This window comes from Sphingomonas sp. (assembly GCF_035555815.1).
Taxonomy (GTDB): domain Bacteria; phylum Pseudomonadota; class Alphaproteobacteria; order Sphingomonadales; family Sphingomonadaceae; genus Sphingomonas.
The window spans coordinates 1-11,955 of sequence record NZ_DATMGG010000068.1; the positions used below are offsets into that span (position 1 = coordinate 1).

General features: G+C 67.3%; 12 protein-coding genes. 4 read left to right on the plus strand and 8 right to left on the minus strand.

Annotated elements, in window-relative coordinates:
• Nucleotides 1-28: 28 nt before the first annotated feature.
• A complete protein-coding gene (rpoC, locus tag VNR91_RS03745) occupies nt 29-4,297 on the plus strand; it encodes a DNA-directed RNA polymerase subunit beta' (RefSeq protein ID WP_325489449.1) in 4,269 nt (1,422 codons plus the stop codon).
• 290 nt (nt 4,298-4,587) lie between these two features.
• Here rpoC and VNR91_RS03750 read toward each other — a convergent pair whose 3' ends face one another.
• The gene (locus VNR91_RS03750; protein ID WP_325489450.1) at nt 4,588-5,541 is read right to left on the minus strand and encodes a bifunctional helix-turn-helix transcriptional regulator/GNAT family N-acetyltransferase; all 954 of its coding nucleotides are present in this window, start codon (nt 5,539-5,541) and stop codon (nt 4,588-4,590) included.
• A gap of 100 nt (nt 5,542-5,641) precedes the next feature.
• Between VNR91_RS03750 and VNR91_RS03755 the strand changes: the two genes are divergently transcribed.
• Complete coding sequence (locus VNR91_RS03755; protein WP_325489451.1) at nt 5,642-6,148, plus strand: DUF1993 domain-containing protein; 507 nt, start codon at nt 5,642-5,644, stop codon at nt 6,146-6,148.
• A 9-nt stretch (nt 6,149-6,157) separates the two neighbouring features.
• Here the strand turns inward: VNR91_RS03755 and VNR91_RS03760 are convergent, their stop codons facing one another.
• The 4 genes from VNR91_RS03760 to VNR91_RS03775 form a co-directional block, all read right to left on the minus strand.
• Nucleotides 6,158-6,775: an ATP-binding cassette domain-containing protein gene (locus VNR91_RS03760; protein ID WP_325489452.1), complete on the minus strand. Its 618-nt coding sequence runs from the start codon at nt 6,773-6,775 to the stop codon at nt 6,158-6,160.
• Nucleotides 6,765-7,439 carry a molybdate ABC transporter permease subunit gene (gene modB / locus VNR91_RS03765; RefSeq protein WP_325489453.1) on the minus strand — a complete coding sequence of 225 codons (675 nt, stop codon included), beginning with the start codon at nt 7,437-7,439 and terminating at the stop codon, nt 6,765-6,767. Before modB ends, VNR91_RS03760 begins: the two co-directional genes overlap by 11 nt.
• A gap of 49 nt (nt 7,440-7,488) precedes the next feature.
• Nucleotides 7,489-8,214, minus strand: a complete 726-nt coding sequence (gene modA, locus VNR91_RS03770; protein WP_325489460.1) for a molybdate ABC transporter substrate-binding protein — start codon at nt 8,212-8,214, stop codon at nt 7,489-7,491.
• A gap of 94 nt (nt 8,215-8,308) precedes the next feature.
• Nucleotides 8,309-8,617: a phasin family protein gene (locus VNR91_RS03775; RefSeq protein WP_325489454.1), complete on the minus strand. Its 309-nt coding sequence runs from the start codon at nt 8,615-8,617 to the stop codon at nt 8,309-8,311.
• A gap of 161 nt (nt 8,618-8,778) precedes the next feature.
• On the opposite strand from VNR91_RS03775, the gene VNR91_RS03780 reads away from it, so the two are divergent.
• On the plus strand, nt 8,779-8,919 hold the full coding sequence (locus VNR91_RS03780; RefSeq protein WP_325489455.1) for a hypothetical protein: 141 nt from the start codon (nt 8,779-8,781) through the stop codon (nt 8,917-8,919).
• A gap of 25 nt (nt 8,920-8,944) precedes the next feature.
• Here VNR91_RS03780 and VNR91_RS03785 read toward each other — a convergent pair whose 3' ends face one another.
• From VNR91_RS03785 to lepA, 3 genes are all read right to left on the minus strand, one after another.
• Nucleotides 8,945-9,148, minus strand: coding sequence for a hypothetical protein (locus VNR91_RS03785; RefSeq protein WP_325489456.1), 204 nt, complete (start codon nt 9,146-9,148; stop codon nt 8,945-8,947).
• A 49-nt stretch (nt 9,149-9,197) separates the two neighbouring features.
• Nucleotides 9,198-9,362, minus strand: a complete 165-nt coding sequence (locus VNR91_RS03790; protein ID WP_325489457.1) for a hypothetical protein — start codon at nt 9,360-9,362, stop codon at nt 9,198-9,200.
• A gap of 130 nt (nt 9,363-9,492) precedes the next feature.
• The gene (gene lepA, locus VNR91_RS03795) at nt 9,493-11,301 is read right to left on the minus strand and encodes a translation elongation factor 4 (protein WP_325489458.1); all 1,809 of its coding nucleotides are present in this window, start codon (nt 11,299-11,301) and stop codon (nt 9,493-9,495) included.
• Nucleotides 11,302-11,475: 174 nt separating this feature from the next.
• Here lepA and VNR91_RS03800 point away from each other — a divergent pair.
• Nucleotides 11,476-11,955: CsgG/HfaB family protein (locus tag VNR91_RS03800; RefSeq protein ID WP_325489459.1), on the plus strand; the 480-nt coding region annotated here is incomplete at its 3' end.

Sequence of the window (11,955 nt, forward strand, 5' to 3'; positions counted from 1 at the left end):
GAGATTTACCCTTCTGAGGGAAAAAGAAATGAACGAACTGACCAATTTCGCCAATCCGATCGCCAAGCCGGAAACCTTCGACCAGATCCAGATCGGCATCGCGTCGCCAGAACGCATCCGCAGCTGGTCCTTCGGCGAGATCAAGAAGCCGGAGACGATCAACTACCGCACGTTCAAGCCCGAGCGTGACGGCCTGTTCTGCGCGCGCATCTTTGGCCCGATCAAGGATTACGAGTGCCTGTGCGGCAAGTACAAGCGCATGAAGTACAAGGGCATCGTCTGCGAGAAGTGCGGCGTCGAGGTCACCGTCTCGAAGGTCCGCCGCGAGCGCATGGGCCATATCGAGCTGGCCGCGCCGGTCGCGCACATCTGGTTCCTCAAGTCGCTGCCGTCGCGCATCGGCCTGCTGCTCGACATGCAGCTCAAGCAGCTTGAGCGCGTGCTCTATTTCGAGAGCTACATCGTCACCGAGCCGGGCCTGACCCCGCTGGAGAAGTACCAGCTCCTGACCGAGGACGAACTGCTCGACGCGCAGGACGAATATGGCGAGGACGCCTTCTCCGCCGGCATCGGCGCGGAAGCGGTCAAGGCGATGCTGATCGACCTCGACCTGGAAGGCGAGCGCAAGGAGCTGCTGGAAGAACTGGCGGTCACCAAGTCCGAACTGAAGCCGAAGAAGATCATCAAGCGGCTGAAGGTGGTCGAGAGCTTCATCGATTCGGGCAACCGCCCCGAATGGATGATCCTGGACGTCGTCCCGGTGATCCCGCCCGAGCTGCGCCCGCTGGTGCCGCTGGACGGCGGCCGGTTCGCGACGTCGGACCTCAACGACCTGTATCGCCGCGTCATCAACCGCAACAACCGCCTGAAGCGGCTGATGGAACTGCGCGCGCCGGACATCATCGTCCGCAACGAAAAGCGCATGTTGCAGGAAGCGGTCGACGCGCTGTTCGACAACGGCCGCCGCGGCCGCACGATCACCGGCGCCAACAAGCGCCCGCTGAAGTCGCTGTCCGACATGCTGAAGGGCAAGCAGGGCCGCTTCCGCCAGAACCTGCTCGGCAAGCGCGTCGACTATTCGGGCCGTTCGGTGATCGTCACCGGGCCGGAGCTGAAGCTGCACCAGTGCGGCCTGCCGAAGAAGATGGCGCTCGAGCTGTTCAAGCCGTTCATCTACGCCCGGCTCGACGCCAAGGGCCTGTCGATGACGCTCAAGCAGGCCAAGAAGTGGGTCGAGAAGGAGCGCAAGGAAGTCTGGGACATCCTCGACGAGGTGATCCGCGAGCATCCGGTGCTGCTCAACCGCGCGCCGACGCTGCACCGCCTGGGCATCCAGGCGTTCGAGCCGGTGCTGATCGAGGGCAAGGCGATCCAGCTTCACCCGCTGGTGTGCTCGGCGTTCAACGCCGACTTCGACGGTGACCAGATGGCCGTCCACGTGCCGCTGAGCCTTGAGGCGCAGCTGGAAGCGCGCGTGCTGATGATGTCGACCAACAACATCCTGTCGCCCGCGAACGGCAAGCCGATCATCGTGCCGTCGCAGGACATGGTGCTGGGCCTCTATTACCTGTCGATGCTCAAGGAAGGCGAGCCGGGCGAGGGCATGATCATCGGCGACATGTCGGAGGTCCACCAGGCGCTGAACGCCGGCGCGGTGACGCTGCACACCAAGATCATCAGCCGCGTCCCGCAGACCGACGAGGACGGCAAGCAGTACCTCAAGCGCTTCGAGACCACTCCGGGCCGGATGCTGCTGGGCGAATGCCTGCCCAAGAGCCACAAGGTGCCGTTCGACACCGTCAACCGGCTGCTGACCAAGAAGGACGTCGGCGACGTGATCGACGAGGTCTATCGCCACACCGGCCAGAAGGAGACCGTGCTGTTCGCCGACGCGATCATGGCGCTGGGTTTCCGTCACGCGTTCAAGGCGGGCATCTCGTTCGGCAAGGACGACATGATCATTCCCGCCGAAAAGGAAAAGCTGGTCGATGAGACCCGCGATCAGGTGAAGGATTACGAGCAGCAGTATCAGGACGGCCTGATCACGCAGCAGGAGAAGTATAACAAGGTGATCGATGCCTGGAGCCGTTGCGGCGACCAGGTAGCCGGCGCGATGATGGACGAGATCAAGGCGGTCAAGCGCACCGAAGACGGTCGCGAGGCGCCGATCAACTCGATCTACATGATGGCCCACTCGGGCGCCCGCGGTTCGCAGGCGCAGATCAAGCAGCTTGCCGGTATGCGCGGGCTGATGGCCAAGCCGTCGGGCGAGATCATCGAGACGCCGATCATCTCGAACTTCAAGGAAGGCCTGACCGTCCTCGAATACTTCAACTCGACGCACGGCGCCCGCAAGGGCCTGGCGGACACCGCGCTCAAGACGGCGAACTCGGGCTATCTGACCCGCCGCCTGGTCGACGTGTCGCAGGACTGCGTCGTGATGGAGGACGATTGCGGCACCGAGCGCGCACTGGAGATGAAGGCGATCCTGCAGGGCGGCTCGACCATCGCCTCGCTGGGCGAGCGCATCCTGGGCCGCACCACGGCCGAGGACGTGGTCGATGCCAAGACCGGTGAGGTCGTCATCCCCAGCGGCACGCTGCTGGACGAGGCGATGATCACCCAGATCGAGGCGATCGGCATCCAGGGCATGAAGATCCGCAGCCCGCTGGTGTGCGAGGCGAAGATCGGCGTGTGCGGCAAATGCTATGGCCGCGATCTGGCGCGCGGCACGCCGGTCAACATCGGTGAGGCGGTCGGCGTCATCGCCGCGCAGTCGATCGGTGAGCCCGGCACCCAGCTGACCATGCGCACCTTCCACATCGGCGGCGCGGCGCAGCTCAACGAAACGTCCAATCTGGAGGCACATGCCGACGGTACGGTCGAGTTCCGCGATCTGCGCGTCATCGTCGATCAGCGTGGACGCCGCGTGGTGTTGAGCCGTTCGGGCGAAATCGCGATCGTCGACATGGACGGCCGCGAACTGTCGGTCGATCGCATCCCCTACGGCGCCTATGTCCTGTTCGACGACGGCCACATCGTCAGCAAGGGCGATCGCATGGCCGAATGGGATCCGTTCACCATGCCGGTGATCACCGAAACCGGCGGTACGGTGAAGTACCAGGACCTGATCGACAACAAGACGCTGACCGAACAGGCCGACGAAGCCACCGGCATCACCCAGCGCGTCGTGATCGAGTATCGCGCCGCGAGCCGGACCAAGGAGGATCTGCGTCCGCGCCTGACCCTGCTCGACGGGGACAGCGGCGAGACCGCGCGCTACATGCTCGCGCCGGGCGCGGTGCTGTCGGTCGATGACGGTGCCGAGGTGAAGGGCGGCGACGTCGTCGCCCGTGTCGCGCGCGAAAGCGCCAAGACCCGCGACATCACCGGCGGTCTGCCGCGCGTCGCTGAGCTGTTCGAGGCACGCAAGCCCAAGGAGAACGCGATCATCGCCAAGGTCTCCGGCCGGGTGGTGTTCGGCAAGGACTACAAGGCCAAGCGGAAGATCGGCATCCAGCCCGAGGATGGCGGCGAGGTGGTCGAGTATCTGGTGCCGAAGTCGAAGGTGATCGACGTCCAGGAAGGCGACTACGTCAAGCGCGGCGACAACCTGATCGGCGGTTCGCCCGATCCGCACGACATCCTGGAAGTGCTCGGCATCGAGCCGCTGGCCGAGTATCTGGTCAGTGAAATCCAGGAAGTCTATCGACTGCAGGGCGTGAAGATCAACGACAAGCACATCGAGGTGATCGTTCGCCAGATGCTGCAAAAGGTCGAGATCACCGACGGCGGCGACACCACGCTGCTGGCGGGCGAGCAGGTCGATCGCGACGAGATGGACGAACTGAACGCCAAGCTCGACAAGAAGCAGGCGCGTGCGCAGGGCAAGCCGGTGCTGCTGGGCATCACCAAGGCGTCGCTGCAGACCCGCAGCTTCATCTCGGCGGCGTCGTTCCAGGAGACCACCCGCGTGCTGACCGAGGCGTCGGTGCAGGGCAAGGTCGACACGCTGAACGGCCTGAAGGAAAACGTCATCGTCGGCCGGCTGATCCCGGCGGGCACCGGCGCGGGCATGAACCGCCTGCGCGTGGCGGCGAGCAGCCGCGACGCGGCGCTGCGCGCGCAGCAGCGGGCGCTCCAGGCGACGTTGATCGCCCCGGAATCGGCAGCGGAAGAGCGAGCGGCCGAAAAGCTGCGTGACGTCGCCGACGATACCGGCAGCGACGCGCTGGCGGCGGTGACGCCGTCGGGCCACGGCACCGACGAGGATGCCGGCGAGTATCTGAACTCGTAGGCGTTCGACCCGGACGGCCGCTCACCCGGCCGAAAGACAGGAAAGCCGCCGTCCGGGATGCCGGGCGGCGGCTTTTCGTTATCCCCTCCCCGTCATGGCGAGTCGGGCCAATGCCGGGCGAAGCAATACGGCGCCGCGCGCGGTAGCGTGGCCATCCATCCTCCCGCGCGGCGATGAGCGCGGGAGTTGCGCGTGACCCGAGCGTAACTCTGGGCGACCGGCTGTGCGGGAACACGGCGGGGATGCGTCCGACCGACAGGGCTCCCACCGCCTGTCGCAGCGCGAGCGCCTTACGCCGGGCCGGCGTAGCGCATCGCCACGTCGCAGCGGGCATAGCGCGCGCCATAGTCGGCCATGATCGCCGCATCATGAATGAAGCCGGCCTTGGCATAGAGGTGGATCGCCGCCGCCGACTTCGTGTTCGACAGCAGGTAGAGCGGCGCGGCGCCCAGTTCGCCCGCGCGCCGGATCGCGGCATGGAGCAGGAATTCGCCCGCCTTGCGCCCGCGCGCCGCCGCCAGCACGCCCATCTTGGTCAGCTCGAACGCGCCCGCGCCGGTGTGGCGCAGCGCGCAGGTGCCGACGATGCCCAACCCCTCCGCCTCCACGAACAGGATGTCGCCGCCGCCGTCGATGATCGCCGCGCGCGGATGTTCAAGCGTCTCTCGGTCGGCCGGCTCGATCCGGTACATCGCCCCGATCCATTCGGCGTTGATGTCGTGGAAATGCCCGGCGAGATCGTCCGACCAGCGCCGGATCGACAGTCCCGAGGCTGCGACCGTGCGGCGATCGAGCGGGGTGTCGGCCAGCGATTGCTCGATCGCGCCGAGCTGGGCGAGCAACGATCCGGTGCCGCCGCCGCACAGATCCGCTGCCGCTGCCTCGACGCGCGGCCACACCTCCGCGCGCGACCGGGCCATCGCGGCGCGCCCGACATCGCTCAGCGCGACGCTACGCTGGCGCTGGTCGCGCCCGTCGCGGCCGATGGTGACCAGTCCCAGCGCCGACAGCCGCGACAGGTTGCGCGTCACCCCCGGCTGGCTGGCGCCGACTGCGCTCGCCAGCGCGCCGACCGTCATCGCCCCGTCGCGATCGAGCAGCGCGAGCAACGGATAGTGACTGGGCTGGATCGGCAGGCCCGCCGCCTCGACGATGCGCAGCACATCGGCCTGCATCCGCTCGCCCAGCCGCTTCAGCCGGCTGCCGAGGAAGAGATAACCGCCACTGAGTATGTCGTCCGCCATGCCTTACGTCCCGAGATTTACATAACCCGTTATATATCACGTTGCCTTGCCGCAACCCCGACCACCTCGACAGGACCGCAACGGCACGATAGCGATCGCCATGGCTATCGAACTCCATGATCTTCTCGCCCCGGCGCTGCTGCGCGGTTTCGCCGCGATGGCAACCTTCCTCGACAAGGCGCGCGACTGGGCCGACACGCAGGGCATCGCCCACGCCGCCCTGCTCGACGCGCGCCTGATCGCCGACATGGCGCCGCTGACCGCGCAGGTGCAGCGCGCGAGCGACACCGCCAAGGGCGGATTCGTGCGGATCGGCGGGATCGACAATGTGGCAATGGCCGATGACGAGGCGAGCTTTGCCGATCTCCAGTCGCGGATCGCGCGTACCGTGGCGTTCATCGAATCGGTCCCGCGCGCGGCGATCGACGGCAAGGAGGCAGCCCCGGTGGTGCTGACCACGCCGGGCGGGGACATTCCGTTCACCGCGATCTGTTATGCGCAGGGGTTCGTGCTGCCCAACTTCTATTTCCACGTGACCACCGCCTACGCGATCCTGCGGATGCAGGGCGTGCCGCTGGGCAAGCTCGACTATCTGGGCGCGCGTTAGGGTCTGAACCTAGGGTATTTCCACGATGCGGCCGCCCAGCCGGTCGGCCTCGACGCGGTCGTGGGTGACCATCAGTATCGGCAGCCGCGCCTGATCGCGCAGCCGTTCGAGCGCGCGCATCACCTCTTCCCGCCGCGCGCGATCGAGCGAGGACAGCGGCTCATCGAGGAGGAGGAACGCCGGGTCGCTGAGCAGCGCGCGGCCGATCGCCACGCGCCTGGCCTCGCCGCCCGACAGCGTGCGCGGCCAGCGATCGAGCAGATCGCCGATGTCGAGCAGCGCGACGACGTCGTCGAAGGCAGCGCTGGAGGTGTTCGTTCCATGCCGCCCGTAGCGCAGATTCGCGGCGACACGCAGATGCGGGAACAGCCGCCCGTCCTGAAACACATAGCCCGCGCGGCGGCGATCGGGCGGCAGATCGAGCCCGCTCGCCGCATCGAACAGCGTCACGCCGCCAACGCGGATCGTGCCGCGATCGGGCCGCAACAGCCCGGCGATCATGTTGAGCACGCTGGTCTTGCCCGCGCCCGACCGCCCGAACAATATGGTCAGCGGCGCGTCGCCGGTGATGGCGCAGGCGACGTCCCGGTCGCCGATCCGCCGCGCGACGTCGACCTCAAAGGACATGGACGCCCCGCCCCGCACGCCGCGCGATCGCTTCCGAAACGATCAGCGCCGCCAGCGAGATCGCCACCGAGATCGCCGCCAGCCGCCACGCCGTCGCGTCGCCGCCGGGCATCTGCAACGCTGTGTAGATCGCCAGCGGCAGCGTCTCGGTCTCTCCCGGCACGTTGGAAACGAAGGTGATCGTCGCGCCGAATTCCCCCAGCGCCCGCGCGAACCCGAGCACGACGCCGGCGACGATGCCGGGGGCGCACAACGGCAGGGTGATGGTGCGGAACACGCGCGCGCGCCCGGCGCCCAGCGTGCGCGCGGCGTCCTCCAGCCGGCGGTCGACGCCCTCGATCGACAGGCGGATCGCGCGGACCATCAGCGGCAACGCCATCACCGCCGCCGCGATCGCCGCGCCGGTCCAGCGGAACAGGATATGGCCGGACATCATGCCGAGCGGGCCAGCGGGTGCGAACAGCAGCAACAGCCACCAGCCGGTCACCACCGGCGGCAGCACCAGCGGCAGGTGGACCAGCGCGTCGAGCAGGATCTTGCCCGGAAACCGCCCGCGCGCGAGCAGCCACGCCAGCGCGAATGCCACCGGCAGCAGCGCCGCCATCGCCACCACGCCGACCCGCAGCGATAGGAGGACGACGCCCCATTCTTCGGATGAGAGCATCACCACGCGCGTTCCGGCGTGGCGGGGCGGCAACGACACGTCCGGCCGATCATCGTCCGGTGCTGAACCCATGGCGCGCGAAGATCGCACGGCCGCGCGGCGACAGCAGGAAAGCGCGGAAGCCGGCGGCGTCGGGACTGCGCGACGCCTTGAGCAGCGCCAGCGGATAGCGGATCGGCGGGTGGCTCGCCGCCGGAAACACCGCCACCACCCGAACCGCGCGCGACGCGGCGGCGTCGGTCGCATAGACCACCCCCAGCGGCGCGGCGCCGCGCTCGACCAGCGCCAGCGCGGCGCGGACGCTTTCGGCGCGGACCACCTTGCGTTCTACCCCGCGCCACGCCCCCAGCCGGATCAGCGCGGCCTTGCCATATTTCCCCGCCGGGACCGCATCGGGCTCCGCCATCGCCAGTCGGCCGTTGCCCAGCGCGCGCGCCAGATCGACGCCCGGCCGCAACGTCACCGCGACTTGGGAAGCGCGCAGCGCGACCAGCACCAGCCGGTTGCCGAGGAAATCGCTGCGGCTGCCCGCGACCAGCAGGCCGCGCTTCTGGAGCTCATCCATCCAGTCTTCGTCGGCGGACACGAACAGATCGGCGGGCGCGCCGGCGATCGCCTGCCGCGCCAACGCCGAGGAAGCGGCGAAGGAGATCGTCGGCCGGGTGTGGCCGGCGCGCGCCCACGCATCGGCCGCCTCGCCCATCGATTCCTGCAGGCTGGCGGCGGCAAGCACCAGCGGCGGGCGCGGCGCGGGGGCGGCCGCTCCCAGCACCATCGCCAACAGCAAAGCGATCCAGATACGCAGCAATCCCCCGGCTCCGCCCAAAACTCATCCGGCCCGGAAGATCCCGGCGACGGTCATCGCCAGCTCAATCGCGCCCGGTGATCCCTCCGATGGTGGCGCGGCCGAAATTGGCGATCAGCTCGCCGATCTCGCGTGCCTGGGTCATCGCCCGGCCGCCCTGATCGCGCAGATAGTCGCCCTGGATCCGCATCACCTCGCCCAGATCCTTGGCCTCGGCGGCGGCGCGCATCGCGTTGAACGCCTCGCGCGTGTTGGCCTCCGCCTGGTCGAGCATCTTGATGCCGAGCTGCTGCCCCTGATCGGCGATCGCGCTCCCCGTTGCCTGAAGGCGTTCGGCCGCGCCCTCCACTGCCGATTTTGCATCCTTGGCCATGAAAGCTCCTGCGGTTGGCGCCGTCACGCGCGCGGCGCGATCGCGACAGGTTAGCGCGCGTGGCGATTACCGCAAGTTAACGATCTTCCGCCATAGTTCAGCCTGCGGGATCATGCCCGAAAAGGCGATCGCCGCGGAACCGCTGCCGTGAAACTGTTGCCATGAAACTTTTGATCGTCATCGCCGTCATCGTCTTTGCCACCGTGGCCGACCTGTTGTTCGGCGGCGGGCATCATGTGCGCGCGGTGCTCGATTGGCTGCACGGTTTCGCCGGCGGCTCGGCCGGCGCGACGTGGCGATAGGGGCAAGGCGTCCGGGCGAGGTGCGTCAGTCGTTGCGCACCCACAGGGAACGCTTGACCGGGCCGGTGAGCAGCTTGGTCCGATAGGCCTTGCGGATCCGCTCGGCGTCGTCGCCGTTGATCAGGACGACGCGGGTGCCGCCCGAAAGCAGCGTCTCGATCGCGGTGATCGTCGCTTTGTGCTTGGCGCAGGTGGCGGCGACGTCTTCCTTGGCGGCATTGATATTCATCGCGCGTGACATGCGGCAGTCTCCTGGTCGGGGTAAGGGTGGGAGCGGATCAGCGCAGCGTCGCCTCGGCGCCGAGTCCGTGCTGCAACACGCGGATGCGCTCGGTATAGCCGCGCGCCAGCCCGCGATGCGCGTGGCGCGCCTCGACGCAGGTGGCGGCCTCGGCGCGCATCAGCGACACCTGATGGCGGCAAAGGAGATGATTGAGGTCCATCGGGAAGCACTCCGCATTAGGTAAGCGGGAGCGCGAGGTCTCTCAGCCGCCGGCGCCTACGAGGACGTTGCCGACGATCGTTACGATATGGGAAGCGCGCGGCGAGATAACAAGCCGCGCGCGACCGCGATCAGGCGTCGTCGCCCATACGCAACGCGGCGATGAACGCTTCCTGCGGGATGCTGACGCTGCCGTATTCGCGCATCCGCTTCTTGCCTTCCTTCTGCTTTTCCAGAAGCTTGCGCTTGCGGGTGGCGTCGCCGCCGTAGCATTTGGCGGTGACGTCCTTGCGCAGCGCGGCGATCGTCTCGCGCGCGATCACCTTGCCGCCGATCGCCGCCTGGATCGGGATCTTGAACATGTGGCGCGGAATCAGGTCCTTCAGCCGCTCGCACATGCCGCGCCCGCGCGCCTCCGCCGTGCCGCGGTGGACGATCATGCTGAGCGCGTCGACCGGCTCGCCGTTGACCAGGATGCTCATCTTGACGAGGTCGCCGGGACGGTGGCCGATCTGCTCGTAATCGAAGCTGGCATAGCCCCGGCTGATCGATTTCAGCCGGTCGTAGAAGTCGAACACCACCTCGTTGAGCGGCAGCTCGTAAGTAAGCTGCGCGCGACCGCCGACATAGGTCAGGTCCTTCTGGATGCCGCGCCGATCCTGGCACAGCTTGAGGATCGAGCCGAGATATTCGTCGGGGACATAGATCACCGCCTTGATCCACGGCTCCTCGATCTCCTCGATCCGGTTGGGATCGGGCATGTCGGCCGGGTTGTGGAGCGCGATCTCCTGCCCCGCCGCCTCGCCCGCCGCCTTGGTCAGCCGCAGGTTGTAGACCACGCTGGGCGCGGTGGTGATCAGGTCGAGGTCGTACTCGCGGGTCAGCCGCTCCTGGATGATCTCCAGATGCAACAGGCCGAGGAAGCCGCAGCGGAACCCGAAGCCGAGCGCGGCGGACGTTTCCATCTCGAACGAGAAGGACGCATCGTTGAGGCGCAGCTTCGAGATGCTCTCGCGCAGTTTCTCGAAATCGGCGGCGTCGACCGGGAACAGCCCGCAGAACACCACCGGCTGGACTTCCTTGAAGCCGGGCAGCGCGGCGGCGGTGGGGCGCTTGGCGTCGGTCAGCGTGTCACCGACGCGCGCCTGCGCCACTTCCTTGATCTGCGCGGTGATGAAGCCGATCTCGCCCGGCCCCAGTTCGGGCAGGTTCTCGATCTTCGGCCGGAACGCGCCGACGCGGTCGACCAGATGGGTGGTGCCGGCGGCCATGAACTTGACCTGCTGCCCCTTGCGGATGACGCCGTCCATCACCCGCAGCAGGATCACCACGCCGAGGTACGGATCGTACCAGCTGTCGACCAGCATCGCCTTGAGCGGCGCGTCGGCATCGCCCTTGGGCGCCGGAATCCGCTCGACGATCGCATCGAGCGTTTCCTCGATGCCGATCCCCGACTTCGCGCTGGCCAGCACCGCGTTGGACGCGTCGAGACCGATGATCTCCTCGATCTCCGCCTTGACCTTTTCCGGCTCGGCGCTGGGCAGGTCGATCTTGTTGATGACCGGGATGATCTCGTGGTCGTGCTCGATCGACTGGTAGACGTTGGCGAGCGTCTGCGCCTCCACGCCCTGCGCGGCGTCGACCACCAGCAGCGCGCCCTCGCACGCCGCCAGGCTGCGCGACACCTCATAGGCGAAGTCGACGTGGCCGGGGGTGTCCATCAGGTTGAGGACATGGCCCTTCCATTCCAGGCGCACGGTCTGCGCCTTGATGGTGATGCCGCGTTCCTTCTCGATATCCATGTTGTCGAGCACCTGCGCCGACATTTCCCGCTCCGACAGGCCGCCGGTGCGCTGGATCAGCCGATCGGCCAGCGTCGACTTGCCGTGGTCGATATGCGCGATGATGCTGAAATTACGGATTTTTTCTAGCGGAGTCACGAATGCTTTTCATCTTTTCGGAAGGGGAATTGCCGGGCCGATAGCACCGAGCGCGCCCGATCCCAAGCATGGCGCGCATCTTCGCGGGGGCGGTTTGGCAGCATCGCCTATTTTCACGGAAGACGCAGTCGCGTATTGAGAGGATGAATCCTAAAGTATCGGGGGGAGTTTTGCATGTCGGCATCGAAGATCCTGTTGTTGAGCGCGATCACGCTGGGCGTCGCCAGCCCGGCCTTCGCGCAGAAACTGGCCAAGCCGAGCAGCGGGCAGCGGCTGCAGGAACAGACGATGGACGATGTGCCGCGCTGCTCGCGCAAGTTGGGCACGCTGTCGATCGTCGATGGCGACGATCCGCGCGGCTGGACCCAATATTCGCTGGCGCCGCCGCAGAAGCTGCTGAAGGTGCTGGTCCAGCGTTCGGGCTGTTTCAACCTGGTCGATCGCGGATCGGGCCTGCAGGCCGCCGAGAAGGAACGCAACATTGGCGGCAACCTCGGGTTGCAGCGCGGCTCCAACGTCGGGCAGGGCCAGATCAAGGCGGCCGATTACGTGCTGGTGGCTGAGGTGCAGGGCGCCAACAGCAACGTCAGCGGCGGCGGTGCCGGCGCGGCGATCGGCGGGCTGGTTGGCGGCCGTCTCGGCGCGCTGGCCGGC